At 72.7% G+C, this 20,631-nt stretch carries 17 protein-coding genes; 11 read left to right on the top strand and 6 right to left on the bottom strand.

The window, feature by feature from the left end:
- The first annotated feature begins 38 nt into the window (after positions 1-38).
- Positions 39-521: an SRPBCC family protein gene (locus AB0D28_RS13795; protein ID WP_357385547.1), complete on the top strand. Its 483-nt coding sequence runs from the start codon at positions 39-41 to the stop codon at positions 519-521.
- Between the two features lie 67 nt (positions 522-588).
- Positions 589-1,842, top strand: a complete 1,254-nt coding sequence (locus AB0D28_RS13800) for a PQQ-binding-like beta-propeller repeat protein (RefSeq protein WP_357385549.1) — start codon at positions 589-591, stop codon at positions 1,840-1,842.
- A 124-nt stretch (positions 1,843-1,966) separates the two neighbouring features.
- Here AB0D28_RS13800 and hisC read toward each other — a convergent pair whose 3' ends face one another.
- The 4 genes from hisC to hppD are packed head-to-tail and all read right to left on the bottom strand — an operon-like array spanning position 1,967 to position 6,038.
- Complete coding sequence (gene hisC / locus AB0D28_RS13805) at positions 1,967-3,070, bottom strand: histidinol-phosphate transaminase (RefSeq protein WP_357385551.1); 1,104 nt, start codon at positions 3,068-3,070, stop codon at positions 1,967-1,969.
- Complete coding sequence (locus AB0D28_RS13810; protein ID WP_357385553.1) at positions 3,067-4,077, bottom strand: RDD family protein; 1,011 nt, start codon at positions 4,075-4,077, stop codon at positions 3,067-3,069. The genes hisC and AB0D28_RS13810 overlap by 4 nt, the downstream gene beginning before the upstream one ends.
- A gap of 55 nt (positions 4,078-4,132) precedes the next feature.
- Complete coding sequence (locus tag AB0D28_RS13815; RefSeq protein WP_357385555.1) at positions 4,133-4,822, bottom strand: RDD family protein; 690 nt, start codon at positions 4,820-4,822, stop codon at positions 4,133-4,135.
- A gap of 10 nt (positions 4,823-4,832) precedes the next feature.
- A complete protein-coding gene (hppD, locus tag AB0D28_RS13820) occupies positions 4,833-6,038 on the bottom strand; it encodes a 4-hydroxyphenylpyruvate dioxygenase (protein ID WP_357385557.1) in 1,206 nt (401 codons plus the stop codon).
- Positions 6,039-6,178: 140 nt separating this feature from the next.
- Between hppD and AB0D28_RS13825 the strand changes: the two genes are divergently transcribed.
- From AB0D28_RS13825 to AB0D28_RS13850, 6 genes are all read left to right on the top strand, one after another.
- The gene (locus AB0D28_RS13825; RefSeq protein ID WP_357385558.1) at positions 6,179-6,667 is read left to right on the top strand and encodes an Lrp/AsnC family transcriptional regulator; all 489 of its coding nucleotides are present in this window, start codon (positions 6,179-6,181) and stop codon (positions 6,665-6,667) included.
- A gap of 120 nt (positions 6,668-6,787) precedes the next feature.
- A complete protein-coding gene (locus AB0D28_RS13830; protein WP_357385560.1) occupies positions 6,788-8,224 on the top strand; it encodes a PQQ-binding-like beta-propeller repeat protein in 1,437 nt (478 codons plus the stop codon).
- Between the two features lie 76 nt (positions 8,225-8,300).
- Entirely contained in the window at positions 8,301-9,968 is a 1,668-nt protein-coding gene (locus tag AB0D28_RS13835) for a fumarate hydratase (protein ID WP_357385562.1), read from the top strand.
- A 261-nt stretch (positions 9,969-10,229) separates the two neighbouring features.
- Positions 10,230-13,202 carry a BTAD domain-containing putative transcriptional regulator gene (locus tag AB0D28_RS13840; protein ID WP_357385564.1) on the top strand — a complete coding sequence of 991 codons (2,973 nt, stop codon included), beginning with the start codon at positions 10,230-10,232 and terminating at the stop codon, positions 13,200-13,202.
- A gap of 44 nt (positions 13,203-13,246) precedes the next feature.
- Positions 13,247-14,656, top strand: coding sequence for a class II fumarate hydratase (locus AB0D28_RS13845; RefSeq protein ID WP_357385566.1), 1,410 nt, complete (start codon positions 13,247-13,249; stop codon positions 14,654-14,656).
- A 54-nt stretch (positions 14,657-14,710) separates the two neighbouring features.
- Positions 14,711-15,310: a GNAT family N-acetyltransferase gene (locus AB0D28_RS13850; RefSeq protein ID WP_357385568.1), complete on the top strand. Its 600-nt coding sequence runs from the start codon at positions 14,711-14,713 to the stop codon at positions 15,308-15,310.
- Here the strand turns inward: AB0D28_RS13850 and AB0D28_RS13855 are convergent.
- Positions 15,274-15,822, bottom strand: coding sequence for a CGNR zinc finger domain-containing protein (locus AB0D28_RS13855; protein WP_357385570.1), 549 nt, complete (start codon positions 15,820-15,822; stop codon positions 15,274-15,276). The genes AB0D28_RS13850 and AB0D28_RS13855 overlap by 37 nt on opposite strands.
- 72 nt (positions 15,823-15,894) lie before the next feature.
- Here AB0D28_RS13855 and AB0D28_RS13860 point away from each other — a divergent pair, with 72 nt between their 5' ends.
- The 3 genes from AB0D28_RS13860 to AB0D28_RS13870 all read left to right on the top strand — a co-directional run bounded on the left by AB0D28_RS13860 (position 15,895) and on the right by AB0D28_RS13870 (position 19,332).
- Complete coding sequence (locus AB0D28_RS13860) at positions 15,895-16,860, top strand: DMT family transporter (protein WP_357385572.1); 966 nt, start codon at positions 15,895-15,897, stop codon at positions 16,858-16,860.
- The gene (locus AB0D28_RS13865) at positions 16,857-17,555 is read left to right on the top strand and encodes an HAD family hydrolase (RefSeq protein ID WP_357385574.1); all 699 of its coding nucleotides are present in this window, start codon (positions 16,857-16,859) and stop codon (positions 17,553-17,555) included. Before AB0D28_RS13860 ends, AB0D28_RS13865 begins: the two co-directional genes overlap by 4 nt.
- Positions 17,556-17,643: 88 nt before the next feature.
- Positions 17,644-19,332, top strand: coding sequence for a S8 family serine peptidase (locus AB0D28_RS13870; RefSeq protein WP_357385576.1), 1,689 nt, complete (start codon positions 17,644-17,646; stop codon positions 19,330-19,332).
- An 83-nt stretch (positions 19,333-19,415) separates the two neighbouring features.
- On the opposite strand, the gene AB0D28_RS13875 is transcribed toward AB0D28_RS13870, so the two are convergent.
- Positions 19,416-20,429 carry a hypothetical protein gene (locus AB0D28_RS13875; protein ID WP_357385578.1) on the bottom strand — a complete coding sequence of 338 codons (1,014 nt, stop codon included), beginning with the start codon at positions 20,427-20,429 and terminating at the stop codon, positions 19,416-19,418.
- Positions 20,430-20,631 lie beyond the last annotated feature (202 nt).

A 20,631-nucleotide genomic window follows, 5' to 3' on the forward strand; every position in this document is an offset into this window, starting at 1 on the left:
CCGTCACGCCCCGTACCGTGTACGACACGGGAGGTGCCATGTCGACGGTGACGGTATCCGCATTCATCGAAGCGCAGCACGCCGACCTGTGGCGGCTGCTCACCGACCTCCCGGCCCGTGCCGACTGGCTCTCGGCGGTGGACGCGGTCGAGGTCCTCGGCGCCGGCGGGTTCGGACCGGGCACTGTGTGGCGGGAGACCCGCGTCCGGCCGGACGGCGGCACCGAGCCGGAGGAGTTCGAGGTGATCGAGTCGGTCGCCCCGAGCCGTCTGGTGCTCGGCTCGCGCGGTGCCGGCGCCGACTACCGGATCACCTGGACGCTGCGCACCGTCGAGCGGCGGCGGCGCGGCTGCACCGAGGTCACCGTCGAGCAGGAGGCGGTGCCGACCCGGGCGTACGGGCGGGTGCTGGCCCTGATCCTCGGCGGCCTGGCCGCCCGCGCGGTCGAGGGCGCGCTCCGGCGTGACCTGGCCGACCTGGCACTAGCGGCCGGTTCCGCCCGATCCACCGAGGCCGCCTGAGCCGACCCGGCCGCTCCCCGTACCCGGCCCGCACGCGGCCGGTAGGGTGCCGGGGCGGAGGTGACGGATGGCGAAGGCCGCGAAGCGGCGGGCCGTGGTGGCGCTGGTGGCGGTGCTCGCCGTCGCGGCGTCGGTCGCCGTGGTCGTCCGGGTGCTGGCACCCGCCGAGGTCGACACGCCGGCCCGCAAGCCCTACCCGGAGGCGCCCGCGCCGACCGCCGGGGTGCTCGCCCGGCTGCCGGTGGCGCCGCTGGTCGTGGACGGCCGCCTCCGCGTCTACGCGGGCACCCGTCAGGTGTACGCGGACCAGCCGGTCACCGGACGGCACCGGGTCACCCCGTTCTGGTCCTTCCGCCGCTGGCCGGCGAAGCTGGCCGGAGTGCTCGCCGAGCAGACCACAGTCGTCAGCCGCTGGTCCGACGGGAGGCTGGTGGCGCTGGACGCGCGTACCGGCCGGGTGGCCTGGCGGGCCGACGGCCCGCGGCCGGGGTCGGTGCCGGAGCCGCGACGCACCTTCGCCGCCACGGTCTGGGATCCGGCGGGTCTGCACGTGGCGCGCACCGCGGACGGGCGGACCGTGCTGGTGGCGGCCGGCCCGGGCGGGGTCGGCGGGTACGACCTGGCCGACGGCCGCCGGCTCTGGCACGTCGACGTGGGCCGGGGCTGCCGGTCCGACGTGGGTACGACAGCGAGCGGTGAGCTGGTCGGCGTGGACCGTTGCGACGGCCCGGCCGCCGTCGAGTTGCGGGACGCGGCGACCGGCGTGGTGCGGACCCGCTGGCGTCCGCCGGACGCGCCGGAACAACTCGCCGTGACGCCGGTGGGCTGCCGCGACGGGCACTCGGGTTGTCGCGGGCTGCGTACCGCCGGGCCGGACGGCGCGGGCAGCCGGGGCTGGCTGGTCACCGACCCGGGCGAACCGGCCGCCGCGCCCGGCCTGGACCACCCGGACACGGTGCTGGACGGCGAGCGGGCGGTGGACACGGCCGGCGGCGTGGTGGTCGGGCGTTCGGCGCGTACCGGCGAGGAGCTGTGGCGCCGGGCGGACATCCATCCGGCCCGGGTGCTCGCGACCGAGCCGGGACGGGTGCACCTGCTGACCGACCGGCGGGAACTGGTCACCGTCGACCCGCTCACCGGCACGACCCGGTCGAGCTTCGTGCTGGACCTGGGACGGGACGGGATCGGCTGGCGGCCGGGGCGGGCGTACGCGGTGGACGGCTACGTCGCGGTGGAGCGGCTGCGGGAGAGCGCCGCCGCGGAGGACGACGACCAGGGGTACTTCCTGATGGCCGAGCCGGTGCTGTTCGCGGTGACCTGACTCGGCGAGTCGAGCGTTACAAAACGGACAAAAGCCCCTAGGGTTCTCTTGTCTGATCGGTCTTCGGACGAAGACGCCCGGACCGGTCCGTAGGGGGTTGACGGACCGGCCCGGGCGCGCCCGGTCAGGCCAGCGCGGCCTCGGCGGCGGCCAGGAACGCGTCGTTCTCGGCCGGGGTGCCGATGGTGACCCGTACGCCGTCACCGGGGAACGGCCGGACGATCACGCCGCGCGCCTCGCACGCCCGGCCGAACTCCACCGCCCGCTCGCCCAGCGGCAGCCAGACGAAGTTGGCCTGGCTGTCCGGCACGTCCGGCACGAACTTGCGCAGCGCCTCGGTGACCCGGTCCCGCTCGGCCACGACCAGCGCGCAGCGCCGTTCCACCTCGTCGGCCTGTGCGAGCGCGGCGAGCGCGCCGGCCTGGGCCGCCATGCTGGTGGAGAACGGGGTGACCACCTTGCGCACGGCGGCGGCCACCTCGGGCGCCGCGACCAGCCAGCCGATCCGCAGGCCGGCCAGGCCCCACGCCTTGGACAGCGTGCGCAGCACCGCCACGTTCGGCCGGTCCAGGTAGGTCAGGCCGTCCGGCACCTCCGGGTCGGTGACGAACTCCCGGTACGCCTCGTCGATCACCACGAGCACGTCGTCCGGCACCGCGTCGAGGAAGCGGTCCAGCTCGGCGCGGCGCACCGCCGTACCGGTGGGGTTGTTCGGGTTGCAGACCAGCACCATCCGGGTCCGGTCGGTCACCGCCGCCGCCATCGCGGCCAGGTCGTGCCCGTGGCCGGCGTCGTTCGGCACCCGCACGCTTGTCGCGCCGCTGGTCGCCGCGATGATCGGGTACGCCTCGAAGGAGCGCCACGAGTAGAGCAGCTCGTCACCGGGCAGGCAGGTGGCGCGCACCAGGTGCTCGGCCAGCGCCACCGAACCGCAGCCGGTGGCGATCCGGTCCGCGTCCACGCCGTACCGCTCGGCGAGCGCCTGGCGCAGCGCCACCACGCCCATGTCCGGGTAGCGGTGCGAACCGGCCACCGCCTCGGCCACCGCCTCCACCACGCCCGGAAGCGGGCCGTACGGCACCTCGTTGCTGGCCAGCTTGATCGCCTCGGCCAGGCCCAGCTCGCGGGCCAGGTCGGCCGGGCTGCGGCCGGGCACGTAGTTGGGCAGCGCGTCCAGGTCGGCGCGGGTCAGCCGCAGCGCGGGCTGCTGGCGTCCGGTGTCGGTCATGGGGTGTCTCCCGGGGTGTCGGCGCTCTCGGGCGGGGTGGTACGGGGGTCACGCTTGCGGGGGAGCTGGACCACCACCGTCTGCGCCCGCTTGTCGTGCAGGGCCTGGCGCAGCGGATGGTCGAACAGTGGCGAGATCGCGTCGATGAGCTGGAGCAGCAGGCCCAGCCCGCAGCAGTACCAGAGCAGCGTCGGCAGGCCGAGCGTGCTCCAGCGCCGGGTGGCCCGGCCGAAGCCGAGCGGCTGGTCCGCCTCGACCGGCAGCGCGCGAATGCCCATCAGCCGCTTGCCGAAGGTCTGACCGCGCGCCGCCATCGACGGCACCTCGTACGCGTACCAGAGCGCGGTGGCGATCACCAGGATGGCGATCTGGAGACCGCCGGCCTGGTCGTCGATCTGGGGCAGCCCGTCGGTGGACGTGTCGCCGTTCAGCGCCCGGCGCACCGACTCGCGCAGGTACGGGGAGACGGCCTCGATGTAGCGCCAGACGAACCAGCCGTTCACCACGGCGTTGAGCAGGAACACGATGCCCAGGTCGATCAGGCGCGCGACCAGCCGGGCGCCGTAGGAGGCGAGCGGCAGCCCGTGCGGGCGCGGGATCGGCTGCGCGCCGGGCCAGTGCGGGTACGGCCAGCCCGGCGGCGGCCCCTGCGTGCCCGGTCCGGCCTGTCCCGGCTGCCCGGGCTGGCCCGGCCACGGGTTCACCTGGCCGGGCTGGCCCGGCTGACCCGGCCAGGGACCGGCCTGACCCGGCTGGCCGGGCCACGGGCTCGGTCCGCCCGGCGTGCCGGACGTCGGGGTCGCCTCGGGCCGGTCGCCGGGCCCGGAGGCCGGGCGCTCGGCGGCGGGCGTCGCGGCGGCCGGCGCGGGCTCGGGTTCCGCGGGCGGCGGACCCTCGGGCGGGGTGACGTCGACCGGAATCGGCGCGCCGATCCAGCCCTCGCCGTCCCACCACCTGCGGGTCTCCGTGTCGGCGGGGTCGACGTACCAGCCAGGTTCCAAACTCACGATGCCGTCCTTGTTCGCGACTGCGGGGCTCGCAGACCCGGCTCACTCCTCGCGCTCACTGGCCAACCTTAACGACGACCGTTCCGGCGAACTTGTCGTGTAGGCACTGCTGCCAGGGCTTGTCCCAGAGTTGCCACAAACCGTCGAGGTAGCTGAGGAACGGCACGAACATCCCACCGGCGAACTCGACGAGCCAGCGCTTGCCGAGCATCCCCCGGGTCAGTGGGGCGTCCGGCTGCATCGGCACGATCCGCAGCTTCATCACCTTCTTGCCGAGCGTCTGCCCGGTCCGGCGGGCGTACTCGACGTGGTAGACCCAGTAGAAGGCGAGCATCAGAAGCAGGATTCCGAACTCGGCGGCGAGCAGCGGCAGCAACACGTCCGTCCAGATGTCGGCCGGGTCCGGGCCGTTCGGGCCGGCCTGCTCGATCTGGTCGACCATCCAGAAGATGAGCAGGAGGAAGACCGGCATGAACAACACCAGCGTCACCGCCATGGCGACGGCGACGTCGATCAGGTAGGCCAGCAGCCGGTCGCCGAAGCCCGCCAGCGGCTGCCCGTTCGGCGCCACCGGAGGCGGGGCGGGCGCCGGGGCGTACCCGGGGGGCGGGTAGCCGGGCGGGCCGGCGTACCCCGGAGGAACGTGTTGTGCGGGCACCGCCGGTCCGCCGGGCGGCGCGAAGCCGCCGCCCGCGAATGGATGTCCGGCGGGCGGCGGCGTCGGGTTCGGAGGAGGCTGGGTCACGCGGACAGTGTTACAGGTTCCCGCGCTTCTCCTGCTCGCGCTCGATGGCCTCGAACAGGGCCTTGAAGTTGCCCTTGCCGAAACCGAGCGAGCCGTGCCGCTCGATCAGCTCGAAGAAGACGGTGGGGCGGTCCTGCACCGGCTTGGTGAAGATCTGGAGCAGGTAGCCGTCCTCGTCCCGGTCGACCAGGATCTTGCGGGACTGCAGCTCCTCGATCGGCACCCGGACGTTGCCGATACGGGCGCGCAGCTCCGGGTCCTCGTAGTACGAATCCGGCGTGTCCAGGAACTCGACACCCGCCGCGCGCATGGCGTCCACGCTGGCCAGGATGTCGTTGGTGGCCACCGCGATGTGCTGGGCGCCGGGGCCCTGGTAGAACTCCAGGTACTCGTCGATCTGCGACTTCTTGCGGGCCACGGCCGGCTCGTTGAGCGGGAACTTCACCTTGCGGGTGCCGTTGGCGACCACCTTGCTCATCAGCGCCGAGTAGTCGGTGGCGATGTCGTCGCCGATGAACTCCGCCATGTTCGAGAAGCCCATGACGCGCTTGTAGAACTCGACCCACTCGTCCATCCGGCCCAGCTCCACGTTGCCGACCACGTGGTCGACCGCCTGGAAGAACCGCTTCGGCTGGAGCCCGGCGTCGATCATCGGCTGCCGGTCCACGATCGGGCCGCGAGCGACGAAGCCGGGCAGGAACGGGCCGGTGTAGCGGGACCTGTCGACCAGGCTGTGCCGGGTGTCGCCGTACGCGGCGATGGAGGCCATCCGCACGGTGCCGTGCTCGTCGCTGACGTCGTGCGGCTCGACCACGCCGGTCGCGCCCTGCGCCAACGCGTGCGCGTACGCGGCGTCCACGTCCGGCACCTCCAGCGCGATGTCGCAGACGCCGTCGCTGTGCTTCGCCACGTGGTCGGCGCCGTCGGCGTCCGGGCGTACCGCGCCGGTCAGCACGAAGCGGGCCGAACCGCTGGTCAGCACGTACTGCGCGTGGTCCCGGTAGCCCTGCTCCGGACCCCGGTACGCGACGCAGGTCATGCCGAACGCGGTGGAGTAGTAGTGCGCCGCCTGCTTGGCGTTGCCCACCAGGAAGTGGACGTGGTCCATGCCCTTGACCGGGAACGGGTCGCGGGTGATGTCGTGGTCGACCGCGCCGACGAGAGCGTCGACGTCGACCTCCTCGGTCGACTGGGGTCGGTCGATCGCCTGGGTCATGGTGGCCTCCCTCGCGTACCGGCCGGCCTCGGGGGCCGCCGTGGATGTGCTCTTCCGGCGAGGATCTACGGGTCACGGTGAGTTGGGCAACAGTTAGCATTATTCCTGGTCAGGTTGTGCATTCGGTACCGTCGGACACCATGAACACTGGTCAGGATGTACAGCTCGACGACCTGGACGCGCGCTTGATCGAACTGCTGGCGGAGGAGCCGCGGATCGGTGTGCTGGAGTGCTCCCGCCGACTCGGCGTGGCCCGGGGCACGGTCCAGGCCCGGCTCGACAAGCTCGTCGGCCGGGGCGTGGTGACCGGGTTCGGGCCGGACATCACGCCCGCCGCCATCGGCTTCGGGGTGACCAGCTTCGTCACCCTGGAGATCAGCCAGCGACACGGCCACGACCAGGTCACCGCGCACCTGGCCGCCATCCCCGAGGTGCTGGAGGCGCACACCATCACCGGCTCCAGCGACATGCTCTGCCGGATCGTCGCCCGGTCGAACGCCGACCTCCAGCGGGTCATCGACCAGATCGTCGCCTCGGAGGGCATCCGGCGCGCGTCCACGATCATCGCGCTGGCCGAGCAGATCCCGTACCGCACGTTGCCGCTCGTCCGCTCCGCCGCCCGCGGGTAAGGAAGGGCCCCCTGTTAACGCATTCGGAGGTGGAAGGGCCCCCTATTAACACCTCACCCACCCAAGAAGCGCCGCGACACGCGCCGCACGCGGCCCGGGGGACAGGTGATCGTCGCTACCGTGTGCGGTGTGAAGGGCCTAGGCGTACGCGGCTGGTTGCTGCTCGGGCTCGTCACCGTGGTCGTCCTCGCCGCGACAGGCGTCTGGAACCCCTTCCCGGCACTGTGGGACTGGGTCGACCGCAGCAAGCCGATCTCCGAGCCGGATGTGGCCTGGCAGCAACGCGTCGGCGGCACGCCGCGCAGCGTCACCATCGCCGGCGACACCGTGATCGTGGAGCAGCGCACCCGCATCGAGGCGCGCAACCTCGCCGACGGCAGCCGGCTGTGGGAACGCAAGGCCGACTGGTCGGCGGTCGCGGGCGGCGACCGGGACCCGGTCGTCGCCGTGGGCCGGCTGCTCGACAAGGGGTACGAGGTGCTCGACCCGGTCAGCGGCGTGACCCGCCGCCGCGACGACCGCGCGATCGCCGTCTGGACGTACCGGAACCTGCTGCTGGACGCGTACTGCGTGCAGCCCACCGACTGCACGCTGCGTGCCTGGGAGCCGCGTGGCACCGTCCCGTTGTGGAGCGCGTTCCTGCCCGGCGTGCACAGCGGCGTGCTCGCCGACAACCCGGAACTGCTCGGTACCCGGCGACTGGGCGCCAACCGGATCGACGGCGGGGTGGCCGGGCCGGAGTCCGTCCCACCGCTGCTCGGCTTCCCGGTCGACGGGCGGGTGCACGTGGTGGACACCGCCACCGGCCGGGTGTTGCAGAACGTCCAGCCCGGCCGGGAGGAGCGGCTCGCCGTGGTCGGCGGCCGGCTGCTCCGGATCGCCGCCACCTCCCGGGACGGGGGTTGCTACTACGCGGTCACCGCTGTGGACCCGGCCAACGGTCAGCAGGTGTGGCGGCGTACCGGGCTCAACCTGCGCACCGCCGACTACGCCGGCTGCGTGCAGCGGGAGGATCCGCAGGGCGGGCGCAACGTACTCATCGGGGTGGCCCCGGACGGGCGCGAGGCGGTGCTCGACGGGTACGACGGACGCCTGCTCCAGGTCGGCGCGGACGGCGAGAAGCTGCTCGCCGTGGACGACCGCTACGCCGTGGTGCGCAGCGCCGACAAGGGCTCGCTGCTGGGCCGGGAGCTGTCCGCCGACCGGACCCGCTGGACCCGGCCGGCAGGCGGCAAGAGCGGCGCGGCACTCACCCCGTACGCGGCGGTGATCACCGAGGAGAAGCCGTCCCGGCTGATCGCTGTCGAGCCGCGCGGGGGCCGGGTGCTGGTCGAGCTGCGCACGTCGGCGAACGCGCTGGCGGTCGGCCCGAACGGCATGATCATCGGCGAGGGACGGGAGATCGGGTACGTTCGCTGGGGCGCCGGTACGGCAGCGGTGCCGGGACCGGAGCAGGACGGCGCACCGGTCGCGCCGGACCCGGACGGCAGCTGGCGCCCGCCGACCGGCCAGGGCAGTTGCGGGCCGAAACGGGAACTCTGCGCCGACGGCGGGTGACTGCCTGTGAGAGCGTCGTCCCACCACCCACCTGCGGGTGCCACCGATCGACGCCTCTGCCCTAGGCTTTTCGGTCATGAGCAGTGCCGCCGCATTCTCGTACGCACCCCTGCTGCCGACCGGCCCCGACGAGACCGAATACCGCCTGGTCACCGACGAGGGCGTGGACGTCGTCAACGGCCCGGGAGGCCGCCGGTTCCTGACCGTGGATCCGGGCGCGCTGACCGCGCTCACGGCGGAGGCGATGCACGACATCGCCCACTTCCTGCGCCCGGCGCACCTGGCCCAGCTCCGGTCGATCATCGACGATCCGGCGGCCTCGCCGAACGACCGCTTCGTCGCGCTCGACCTGCTGCGCAACGCGAACATCGCGGCCGGTGGCGTGCTGCCGATGTGCCAGGACACCGGCACCGCGATCGTGATGGGCAAGCGCGGCCGGCACGTGCTCACCGACGGCACCGACGCGGAGGCGATCTCGCGCGGCGTCTACCAGGCGTACACCCGGCTCAACCTGCGTTACTCGCAGCTCGCCCCGCTGACCATGTGGGACGAGCGGAACACCGGCAGCAACCTGCCCGCCCAGGTCGAGCTGTACGCCGAGGACCCGGACGGCCACCCCGACGCGTACAAGTTCCTGTTCATGGCCAAGGGCGGCGGCTCGGCCAACAAGTCCTACCTCTACCAGGAGACCAAGGCGCTGCTGAACCCGACGCGGATGATGCAGTTCCTGGAGGAGAAGCTGCGGCTCATCGGCACCGCCGCCTGCCCGCCCTACCACCTGGCCATCGTCATCGGCGGCACCTCCGCCGAGTACGCGCTGAAGACCGCGAAGTACGCCTCCGCGAAATACCTGGACGCGCTGCCCACTCAGGGCTCGATGAGCGCGCACGGCTTCCGTGACCTGGAGCTGGAGGCCGAGGTGCTGGAGCTGACCCGCAACTTCGGCATCGGCGCGCAGTTCGGCGGGCGCTACTTCTGCCACGACGTACGGGTGGTGCGGCTGCCCCGGCACGGCGCCTCCTGCCCGGTCGCGATCGCGGTGTCCTGCTCGGCCGACCGGCAGGCGGTGGCGAAGATCACCCCGTCGGGCGTCTGGCTGGAGCGGCTGGAGACCGACCCGGCGCGCTACCTGCCCGACGTGACCGACGAGACGCTGGAGACCGAGGAGGTCGTCCGCGTCGACCTGAACCGGCCGATGGACGAGATCCGGGCCGAGCTGTCGAAGTACCCGGTGAAGACCCGGCTGTCCCTGACCGGCCCGCTCGTCGTGGCCCGGGACATCGCGCACGCGAAGATCGCCGAGCGGCTGGACGCGGGCGAGCCGATGCCGCAATACCTGCGTGACCACGCGGTCTACTACGCCGGCCCGGCGAAGACCCCCGAGGGCTACGCCTCCGGCTCGTTCGGTCCCACCACAGCGGGCCGGATGGACGCGTACGTGGAGAAGTTCCAGGCGGCCGGCGGCTCGATGGTGATGCTCGCGAAGGGCAACCGGTCCGCCCAGGTCACCCGCTCCTGCCAGGCCCACGGCGGGTTCTATCTCGGCTCGATCGGCGGCCCGGCCGCCCGCCTCGCGCAGGACTGCATCAAGCACGTCGAGGTGCTGGAGTACGCCGAGCTGGGCATGGAGGCGGTCTGGAAGATCGAGGTGGAGGACTTCCCCGCCTTCATCGTCGTCGACGACAAGGGCAACGACTTCTTCGCCGAGGTCACCAAGCCGGTGCTCACCGTCGGGCGGCGCTGAGTCCGGACATACGCCGAGGGGCGCCCGGGAGAGATCCCGAGCGCCCCTCGGCGTGTTCGTCGTGCATCGACATCGGTGCGCCTGCCCGGCCGCGTGGCCGGACAGGCGCACCGCCCCCGTCGGATGCCGTAACCGACAACCCGCGGCAAGTCTGGGTGAGGCCGCTGCCGAACCGCTATCGAATCGCTATCGCCTGCTCGGAGCACCCGGTGATCATCGGGCTACTCTGCTGAATGTTGCTCGTGACGGGTGGGAGCGCGGATGCGGTTCGGAATCCTGGGGCCCCTGCGGGTCGGTGGCGGTGAGGCCACAGTCACCGCGGGACGGGATCGGACCGTGCTCGCCGTCTTGTTGTTGCGCCCGGGACGAGTGGTACCGGTCGAGGACCTGGTCGACGCCGTCTGGGACGAGCGCCCACCGGCCACCGCGCGTACCCAGCTCCAGAGCTGCGTGTCGCGCCTGCGGCAGCGGTTCGTGCGGCTCGGACTGCCGGCCGGGACCATCGTCACCGATCCGGCCGGCTACACCATCCGGGTCGAGGCGGGGGACCTCGACGCCGAGGTGTTCGCGAGCACTGTGGAGACGGCCCGCCGGAATGCCGCCGCCGGCCGGCTGACCGAGGCCCGCCAGCACTACCGGGCCGCGCTGGCGCTGTGGCGTGGCCCGGCGCTGGCCGGCGTCCCCGCCCGCAGTGTGCGGCAGCGGGCCCGGGCGCTGGACGAGCAGCGGCTTGGCGTGCTGGAGGACTGCGTCGACATCGAGCTGCGGCTGCGCATGGCCGCCGATCTGATCGACGAGCTGACCGAGGCGGTCGAGCGCAACCCGCTGCGGGAGCGCCTGCGCGGGCAGTCGATGCTGGCTCTCTCGGCGGTCGGCCGCCACGCGGACGCGCTCGCCGTCTACCGGGAGGGGCGGCGGATCTACGCCGAGGAGCTGGGCATCGAACCCGGCGCGGCGTTGCAGGAGCTGCACCAGCGGATCCTCGCCGGTGACGTGGCGCTGGGCGGGCCGGAGAACCGGCCCACCGCCCCGGTGCGGGCGCTGCCCCGCACGATCAGCGACTTCACCGGGCGGCAGCAGACAGTGTCCAGGTTGGTGCGGGAGATCGTCGAGGACGGAATCCGGGTCCAGCTCATCGACGGCATGGCCGGTAGCGGCAAGACCACACTCGCGGTACAGGTGGCGACCGCTGTCGCCGACCGGTTCCCCGACGCGCAGCTCTTCGTCGACCTGCACGGACACAGCGAACAGAGCCCGCTCGCCACGACCGCGGCGGTGGCCACCCTGCTCCGGCAACTCGGCGTGCCGCCCGAGCGGGTTCCCGCCGACCTGGCGGACCGGCTGGCGGTGTGGCGGTCCGAACTGGCCGGCCGGCGGGCGGTGGTGGTGCTCGACAACGCCGCCGACGCGGACCAGGTGGCGCCGTTGCTGCCGAACGGCCCGGACTGCCTGGTGCTGATCACCAGCCGCCGCCGACTGGTCGGCCTGGACTCGGGCCGGCCGTCGTCGCTGCCGGTACTCGACAGCGATGAAGCGGTCGAGCTGCTGGCCCGGGTGGCCGGCACGGAGCGGATCGCCGCCGAGCCCGAGGCGGCGGCGGAGGTGGCCCGGCGCTGCGGTCACCTTCCGCTCGCCCTGCGGCTGGCCGGGGCCCGGCTCGCGCACCGGCCGCGCTGGCGGGTGGCGGACCTGGCGCAGCGGCTGGCCGGCGCGTCCGATCCGCTGGCCGAGCTGGCCGCGGGGGAGCGCTCGGTCGCCCGCGCCTTCGCGCTGTCGTACGAGCAGGTGTCAGCGGTCGCGCAGCGGGTCTTCCGGCTGCTCGGGCTGCACCCCGGCGTCACCGCCGACAACCGGGTGGCGGCGGTGCTCACGGAGCTGTCGGTGCCGGATGCTCAGGATGCCCTCGACGAACTCGTCGACGCGCACCTCGTCGACGAGGCGGAGCCGGGCCGCTACCGGCTGCACGATCTGATCCGGGAGTACGCGCGCATGCTCGTCGCGCAACGCGAGACCGTCGAGGAGCGAAGGGCGGTGACGGCACGGCTCCTCGACTTTCACCTGCACGTCGCCGCGGCGTTGGGGAAGGCGATCGATTCGGTCGGGTGCCCGTCACTGCCCGAGCCGGTGCGATCCGACCTGGTGGACGGCACCGTCGCCCTCGGCCGTCCGTGGCTGGAGGAGAATCGGCCGGCGATGACGGCCCTGGTCCGGCTGGCCGAGCAGGAGGGTTTCCTCCAGCAGAGCTGGCAGCTCGCCCGGGTGGGCTGGTCGATAAACTTCTACGGCGGTCACCTCGACGATCTGGTGGAGACGCACCAGATCGGTCTGCGTGCCGCGGAGCGCCTGGGCGACGACGAAGCAGTGGCCACGATGCTCAACTATCTGGCTTCGGCGGACTACCGCCGGGCGAGGTTCGCAGAGGCCATCCGGCGGATGGAGGCGGCGGTCGGCATCTACCGGCGGCTCGGCCGCCGGGACGACCTGGTCAAGGCGCTCGGCAACCTCGGCACCGCGTACGGGGTCGACGGACAGCCCCAGCGGGCCATCAAGGTGTTCGAGTCGCTGCTGGTGCCCGCTCGCCGGATGCCGGACCCGACCTCGTTCTTGAGCTGGTTGAACAACCTGGCGTTCACGCTTATCGAGATCGGCCGCTACGACGAGGCGGTGCGGATGTGCCGCGATCAGATGGCCGTGGCCCGGCAGGCCGGCGATCTGCGGCAGGTCGGTAACGCCATCGGCCACCTCGGGATGGCGCGGCACCGAAGGGGCGAGCGCGGCCCCGCGCTTCGGCTCCTGGGTGCCGGTGCAAGGCTCAAGCGCCAGGTGGGCAACCGCTACGGCGAGGGTGAGCTGCTCAACGAGCTGGGCACGATGGAGCGCGAGGAAGGCCGGCCGGAACTGGCCGCCGAGCTGCACTGGGAAGCGCTCGTGGCCATGACCGACGCCGGGGATCTGGTCGGGCAGTGTGCCACCCGGAACCTGCTGGCCCGGGCGATCCTCGATCAGGGCGACGTCGCCAGCGCGCTGGACCTGCACCGACGGGTGCTCTCTGATGCCGCTCGGCTCGGCGCTCGCTACGAGCAGGCTCGTGCGCTCGACGGCATGGCCCGCTGCCTGAGGCACACCGACGCCGAGCGGGCTCGCCGGTACGCCGGGCGGGCGCTGGCGCTGTTCCGCCAGGTCGAGTCGCCGGACCAGCGGGAGGCGGAGAGGCTGCTGGCCGAGCTCGGCTGAGGGCCGCGCCACTTTCCCTGCACACCGGCCAGTGGCGCGGCAGGATGGTACGCGTGACGACTCCAGAGGCGACCGGCTACCGGATCGAACGCGACTCGATGGGCGAGGTGGAGGTGCCCGCCGACGCGCTGTGGCGGGCGCAGACCCAGCGCGCGGTGCAGAACTTCCCGATCTCCGGGCGCGGGCTGGAACCGGCCCAGATCAAGGCCCTGGCGCAGATCAAGGGGGCGGCGGCCCTGGTCAACGGTGAGCTGGGCGTGATCGACGCGGACGTGGCGCAGGCGATCGCCACCGCCGCCGCGCACGTGGCCGAGGGCGGCTACGACGACCAGTTCCCGGTGGACGTCTTCCAGACCGGGTCCGGCACCTCGTCCAACATGAACACGAACGAGGTGATCGCCACGCTGGCGAGCCGCGAGCTGGGCCGGGACGTGCACCCGAACGACCACGTCAACGCGTCGCAGTCCAGCAACGACGTGTTCCCCACCTCGATCCACCTGGCCGCCACCCAGTTCGTGGTGGAGGATCTGATCCCCTCGCTGAAGCAGCTCGCGGGCGCGCTGGAGGAGAAGGCGGCCGAGTTCGAGACGGTGGTCAAGGCCGGGCGTACCCACCTGATGGACGCCACGCCGGTCACGCTCGGGCAGGAGTTCGGCGGTTACGCCGCGCAGGTGCGTTACGGCGTGGAGCGGCTGGAGTCGGCGCTGCCCCGGCTGGCCGAGCTGCCGCTGGGCGGCACCGCCGTCGGCACCGGCATCAACACGCCGCTGGGCTTCGCCGACCGGGTGATCGGCAAGCTGCGGGAGTCGACAGGGCTGCCGCTGACCGAGGCGCGCAACCACTTCGAGGCGCAGGGCGCCCGGGACGCGCTGGTGGAGACGTCCGGCCAGCTCCGTACCATCGCGGTCGGCCTCTACAAGATCGCCAACGACGTGCGCTGGATGGGCTCCGGCCCGCGCGCCGGGCTGCGCGAGCTGCGCATCCCGGACCTCCAGCCGGGATCGTCGATCATGCCGGGCAAGGTGAACCCGGTGGTCGCCGAGGCGATGCGGCAGGTCTGCGCCCAGGTGGTCGGCAACGACGCGGCGGTGGCGTTCGCCGGGTCGCAGGGCGACTTCGAGCTGAACGTGATGCTCCCGGTGATGGGCCGCAACCTGCTTGAGTCGATCAAGCTGATCGCCGCGTCCAGCCGGCTGTTCGCGGAGCGGCTGGTGGCCGGCCTGGTCGCGGACGCCGAGGTCTGCCTGGCGTACGCGGAGGGCTCGCCGTCGATCGTCACCCCGCTCAACCGCCATCTCGGGTACGACGAGGCCGCCTCGATCGCCAAGGAGGCGCTGGCCAAGCAGGTGTCCATCCGCGAGGTGGTGATCTCCCGGGGGCACGTCGACTCGGGCAAGCTCACCGAGACCCAGTTGGACGAGGCACTGGACCTGCTGCGGATGACCCACCCCTGAGCCGGTACCGGTAATTGCCTCGACCGGCCACAGTGAGCGCGGCATGATCCGACCGTGCGTGACGACGGCGACGTGTTGCTGGAGACCGCGCGGCTGACGCTGCGCCGGTTCACGATGGACGACGTGGACCGGCTGGTGGCGCTGGACGCCGACCCGGAGGTCATGCGCTTCCTGACCGGTGGCGCGCCGACGCCGGCCGGGACGTTCCGGGACGAGGTGCTGCCCCGGGTGCTCGCCGGGTACGACCGGCATCCCGGGCTCGGCCGCTGGGCGGCGCTGGACCGGTTCAGCGGCGAGTTCCTCGGCTGGTTCGCGCTCGACCCGTCCGAGGACGGCACCGAGGCGGAGCTGGGCTACCGGCTGCGCCGCGCGGCGTGGGGACACGGGCTTGCGACCGAGGGCGCGCGGGCGCTGGTGCGGCACGCGTTCGACACGGTGGGCGTCCGCCGGGTGTGGGCCGAGACGATGACGATCAACGACCGCTCCCGCGCGGTGATGGCCCGCGCCGGGCTGCGCTACGTCCGCACCTTCCACCTGACCTTCGACGACCCGATTCCGGGTACGGAGCACGGCGAGGTGGAGTACGAGCTGCGCCGCGACGACTGGCCCGCGACGCGTCAGGAGTGGGACGCGGCGGCCTTGCGGGCCCGGTAGGCGCTCACCGCGGCCCGGTTGCCGCAGCCGGCGTCGCAGAACCGGCGGGACCGGTTCCGGGACAGGTCGACGAGCACGTTGTCACAGTCGGGGTGGTCGCAGTGCCGCAGCCGGCTCAGTTCGCCCGCCCGGACCAGGTCGGCCATCGCCATCGCGGCCTCGACGGCCATCCGGGTCGCCAGCGGCGCGTCCCGTGGCACGGCGTGCAGGTGGTACGGCTCGTCGTCGTGCCGGACGAGTTGCGGCAGCGCCTGCGACTCGCGCAGCAGCCCGTTGACGATCGCCACCACCTCGTCGGTGTCGGCGTACCAGATGCGGCGCAGCCGGGGCCGCAGCGCGCGGACCTGGCGCAGTTCGGCGTCGGTGTGCTCGTGCCGGCCGCTCCACCCGTGGGTGGTGAAGAAGGCGTCCAGGGCGGCCACGTCGGGCAGCCCTTCCCGGTCGCCGTCGGCGGTGTTCACCAGTGCCGCGGCGCTGACCAGCGCACATTCGGTGTCATGAGCGAAAAGCAACTTGACTCCTGTCGGAGGCTACGCCTAGCGTCATCAGCATAACCTCCATTCACTCATGACCAGGAGTTGCCGATGCGTGAACGGTCCAGCGTCGGGCTCGGCCTGGCACTGCTCTCCGCGATCACCTTCGCCACCTCGGGCACCTTCGCCCGCCCACTGATCACCGGGGAGTGGTCGGCGGTAGCTGTGGTGATCGCCCGGGTCGGCATCGCCGCGCTGGTGCTCGCCGTCCCCGCCGTGCTGGCGCTGCGCGGCAGGTGGGAGGTGCTGCGCCGCAACGCGTTCAGCGTGGTGCTGTTCGGGTTGCTCGGCGTGGCCACGGCGCAGGCGTGCTTCTTCAACGCGGTCCGCTACCTCCCGGTCGGTGTGGCGCTCCTGCTGGAATACCTCGGCATCGTGCTCGTGGTCGGATGGATGTGGCTGGCCCACGGGCAGCGACCCCGGCTGCTGACAGTGGCCGGCTCCGTCACCGCCCTGTGTGGACTGGTGCTCGTCCTCGACCTCACCGGTGCCGGGCGACTCGACCCGGTGGGCGTGCTCTGGGGGCTCGGTGCGGGCGTCGGGCTGGCCGGATACTTCGTCATCGCCGGCCGGACCGACGCGCGTCTGCCCTCGGTGGTGATGGCCAGCGGTGGCATGGCGGTCGGCGCGCTGGCGTTGCTCCTGCTCGGCGGCATCGGCGCGCTGCCGCTCACCGCCGGCACCGCCGACGTCACCTTCGGCGGGCACCGGGTGAGCTGGCTGGTGCCGGTCGCCGGGCTGTCGCTCATCGCCGCGGTGGTCGCGTACCTCGCCGGTGTCGCCAGCACCCGGCTGCTCGGAGCGCGGCTGTCCTCCTTCGTGGGGCTGACCGAGGTGATGTTCGCGGTGCTGATCGCCTGGCTGGTGCTCGACGAACTGCCCGGCCTGATCCAGCTGGCCGGCGGCGTGCTCATCCTCGGCGGCGTCGCCCTGGTCCGGGCAGACGAACTGCGGGGCGCGCCACAACCGGTGCCGACGCCGGCGGCAGCCGAACCGGTGCCGGCCGGTGACCGGTGAGCGGGCCACGCGGCGCCGTCGTCTTCGACGCCGACGAGACCCTCGTCGACCTGCGCCCGGCGGTCACCGGCGCGCTCGTCGCCGTACTCGAGGAGATGCGGCGGCGGACCCCGGCGGCGGCCGCCGTGGCGCTCGCGGACCTGGAGGAGGACTGGGGTGCGGTCTTCGGCGCGCTCAGCGCCGCCCCGGTGCAGGAGATCCGGCGGGCCGCGCTGGTCCGTTCGCTGGCCCGGGCCGGGCTGGAGGCGGACCTGGACGAGTTCGCGGCGTTGTTCTTCGCCCGCCGGTACGCGCTGAGCCGCCCCTTCCCGGACGTGCTGCCCGCGCTGGCGGCGTTGCGCCCGCACCACGTGCTGGGCTTCGCCACGAACGGCAACAGCCGTGCCGAACGCTGCGGCCTCGACGGGCAGTTCGCGTTCGAGCTGTACGCGCACGAGGGCGGTCTGCCCAAGAAGCCCGCCGCTGAGTTCTTCGGCGCGGTGGTGGCGGCGTCCGGGCTGCCGGCGTCCCGGATCGTCCACGTCGGTGACTCGCCGGAGCACGACGTGGTGGCCGCGCAGCGGGCCGGGCTGCGTGCGATCTGGCTCAACCGGGCCGGACTGCCCCGTCCACGGGGCCTCGAACCCGACGCCGAGGTGGCCACGCTCGCCGACCTGTCCGAGGTGCTTATCGCCTTGACGAACGCGAATGCCTAGTTGCCGCCGATAACGGACGTCGATCTGGCGGAACGCGCTCCCGTGATGTGGGATGACACCACGTCCCTCAACGAGAGGATCTGATGTGGTGAGCAAGCGCTTCACCGTCGGCGCGGTCGCGGCTGCGGCCTCGCTGGCACTCACGGTGACCGGCCTGAGCATTCCGGCGAGCGCCGCGCCGTCGGACACCCGGACCTTCACCGTGCTGGCCGAGAGCGGCGTCTCCACCGACGCCGCGATCGCCGCGATCGCCGCCGCCGGTGGCAAGGTCGTCGCCCGCACCGACGACGTCGGCCTCTTCCAGGTCACCAGCGACCGGGCGGACTTCGCCAGCCGGGCCAACGCGGCCGGCGCGCTGGTCGGCGCCGCCGAGGAGAAGGCGATCGGCCGCAAGCCGAAGCTGGACCGGGTCGAGCAGGAGCACCTGCTGGCCGCCGCGGCGACGAAGGGCAAGGTCGCCAAGGGCAAGAACAAGAAGATGGACCCGCTCGACGACAAGCTCTGGGGTCTGGACATGATCCGGGCCGACAAGGCCCGCAAGATCGAGCCGGGCGACCGCCGGGTCACCGTCGGGATCCTGGACACCGGCGTCGACGCCAGCCAGCCCGACCTGGCACCGAACTTCAACTGGGCGCTGTCGCGCAACTTCGCCCCGGACATCCCCGAGGTCGACGGGCCGTGCGAGGTGGCGAGCTGCCTCGACCCGGTCGGCACCGACGACGGCGGGCACGGCACGCACGTGGCCGGCACCATCGGCGCCGCAGCCAACGGCTTCGGCCTGTCCGGCGTGGCCCCGAACGTCTCCCTGGTGGAGCTGAAGGGCGGCCAGGACAGCGGGTACTTCTTCCTCAACCCGGTGGTGAACGCCCTGGTGCACGCGGGCCGCTCCGGGCTGGACGTGGTGAACATGTCCTTCTACGTCGACCCGTGGCTCTATAACTGCACCGCCAACCCGGCCGACTCGCCGGAGGCGCAGGCCGAGCAGCGCACCGTCATCGAGGCGATGAAGCGGGCGCTGAACTTCGCGCACCGCAAGGGCGTCACGCTGGTCGGCTCGCTCGGCAACAACCACGAGGACCTGGGCGCGCCGCGTACCGACGTGAGCAGCCCGGACTACGGCGCCGACCCGTACCCGCGCCCGATCGACAACGCGACCTGCTGGGACCTGCCGGTCGAGGGCCCGCACGTGATCGGCGTGTCGGCGGTCGGCCCGTCCGGCAAGAAGTCTGACTACTCGAACTACGGCACCGAGCAGATCTCGGTGGCGGCGCCGGGTGGCTGGTTCCGGGACGGCTTCGGCACCGACACGTACCGCACCGACGCCAACATGATCCTCTCCACGTACCCGAAGAAGGTGCTCCAGGAGGAGGGGTCGGTCGACGAGAACGGCAACATCGTCGCCGGCTTCGAGGAATCGGTGTTCAAGCAGTGCACCGCCAAGGGTGAGTGTGGCTACTACACCTACCTGCAGGGCACCTCGATGGCGTCCCCGCACGTCTCGGGTGTGGCCGCGCTGATCGTCAGCAAGCACGGCAAGAAGGAGGGCCGCAACGGCTACGGCATGGCGCCGAACCTGGTCGAGCAGCACCTCTACCGGACGGCGGCGGAGCACGCCTGCCCGGAGCCGCGGCTGCAGAGCTACACCAACGAGGGCCGGGACGCCGAGTTCGACGCGTACTGCGCGGGCTCGCTGAACTTCAACGGCTTCTACGGCTACGGCATCGTCGACGCCTACGCCGCGGTGAAGACCCCGGTCAAGCCGAACGTCCGACCGTAACGACCGTTTCCCCGAAGTGGCGGTGTCCGGAGTTCCCGGACGCCGCCACTTCGGCGTTCCGGCTTCCTTCCGGACGGCGGGCGTCACGGCCGCCATCCCCGGGCCACCAGTGCGGCGCGGATCTCCCGGACCAGGGCGGGGAACTCCTTGCGCAGGCGGCGGCCGGTCACGTGCAACACCAGCCAGCCGGCTTCGACAAGCTGGTTGAGCCGCCTCCGGTCGAGGTGCGTGCGGTCCGCGTCGGCGCGCCACTGACCGTCGTACTCGACGGCGACCCGGAACCCCGGCCAGGCCAGATCGGAGTGCAGGATCAGGCCGGTCGACACGCGCACCGGATGCTGGGCCACCGGGCGCGGCAGGCCGGCGAGGACAAGGCGTACCCGCAGGTGGGACTCGGGCGGTGACTGGGCCAGCCCGTCGGTCAGGCCGAACACCCACGCCGCCCGCCGCCCACCGGGGCGACAGGCGTTCCGGGCCGCCTCGCCCGCCAGTGCCGAGCGGCTGACCGAACCGGTACGCAACAGCCCGTCGATGATGCCGACCGCCTTCACCGGATCGGCCCAGACCGCTGTCTCCCAGGCACAGGCGACCGGCTCGGTACGCGGCGGCGGGCCGGCCAGGATCATCACCGCGCCGGGGGACGACTCTGCGAAGGGGTTCGATGCGGCGGGCGACCCCGTGCCGACGGATGGGCTCGTTCGCGCGGGTGCCGCGCCGCCGACCGGGACCAGGAGGCCGCTGCGTGTGCTCGACATCGGGGCGTGGTGCACCCGGACACCCGGCTGGGAGTCGGCCCGGACCGTGGCCGGCAGCAGGACGTGCACGTCGTCGGTGAGGCCGGCGGCGTGCTCGACCCCGTGCAGGTAGGCCGCCGAAGGGCCGGCGACCACCGCGCCCGGCGGCATGCGCATCAGCGCGGCGCGGCAGGCCAGCGCGTGGTCGCGGTCGAGCCGCGCGTCGGCGTACACGTCCTGCCGGAGCCGGATCCAGGACGCGCCCCGCAGGTGGTGCCGGGACAGCAGCCCGCGCCGGATCGCTTCCGAGCCCCGGAAGACCTGCCAGGCCAGCTCCGGCGGTCGATGAGGTTGAGGTGGCATGGGACGAGCGTGGCGGCGCACGGGTGGAGATCGATACCCCTGTGGACAGCCGCAGCCGTGCCGCCCTTCGCGCCCTGTGGACAACCCCCGAGCGGCCTGCCGATGTGCTAGGGCCTGTGTCGAAGTCGGTCACAGCCATTCGTTGATGGCGGCGACGTGCACGGTGGCCGCGTAGCGCACGGCGAGTTTGTCGAAGCGGGTG

Origin of the sequence: Micromonospora sp. NPDC048169, from assembly GCF_040652815.1 — a bacterium.
GTDB lineage: Bacteria > Actinomycetota > Actinomycetes > Mycobacteriales > Micromonosporaceae > Micromonospora.

Excerpts from the sequence above, each read along its gene's own strand:
- AB0D28_RS13835 (WP_357385562.1), top strand. The coding sequence starts at position 8,301 with ATGAGCAGTGCCGCCGCATTCTCGTACGCACCCCTGCTGCCGACCGGC.
- AB0D28_RS13795 (WP_357385547.1), top strand. The coding sequence starts at position 39 with ATGTCGACGGTGACGGTATCCGCATTCATCGAAGCGCAGCACGCCGAC.
- AB0D28_RS13800 (WP_357385549.1), top strand. The coding sequence starts at position 589 with ATGGCGAAGGCCGCGAAGCGGCGGGCCGTGGTGGCGCTGGTGGCGGTG.
- hppD (WP_357385557.1), bottom strand. The coding sequence starts at position 6,038 with ATGACCCAGGCGATCGACCGACCCCAGTCGACCGAGGAGGTCGACGTC.
- AB0D28_RS13845 (WP_357385566.1), top strand. The coding sequence starts at position 13,247 with ATGGTACGCGTGACGACTCCAGAGGCGACCGGCTACCGGATCGAACGC.
- AB0D28_RS13860 (WP_357385572.1), top strand. The coding sequence starts at position 15,895 with ATGCGTGAACGGTCCAGCGTCGGGCTCGGCCTGGCACTGCTCTCCGCG.
- AB0D28_RS13875 (WP_357385578.1), bottom strand. The coding sequence starts at position 20,429 with ATGCCACCTCAACCTCATCGACCGCCGGAGCTGGCCTGGCAGGTCTTC.
- AB0D28_RS13840 (WP_357385564.1), top strand. The coding sequence starts at position 10,230 with ATGCGGTTCGGAATCCTGGGGCCCCTGCGGGTCGGTGGCGGTGAGGCC.
- AB0D28_RS13825 (WP_357385558.1), top strand. The coding sequence starts at position 6,179 with ATGAACACTGGTCAGGATGTACAGCTCGACGACCTGGACGCGCGCTTG.
- hisC (WP_357385551.1), bottom strand. The coding sequence starts at position 3,070 with ATGACCGACACCGGACGCCAGCAGCCCGCGCTGCGGCTGACCCGCGCC.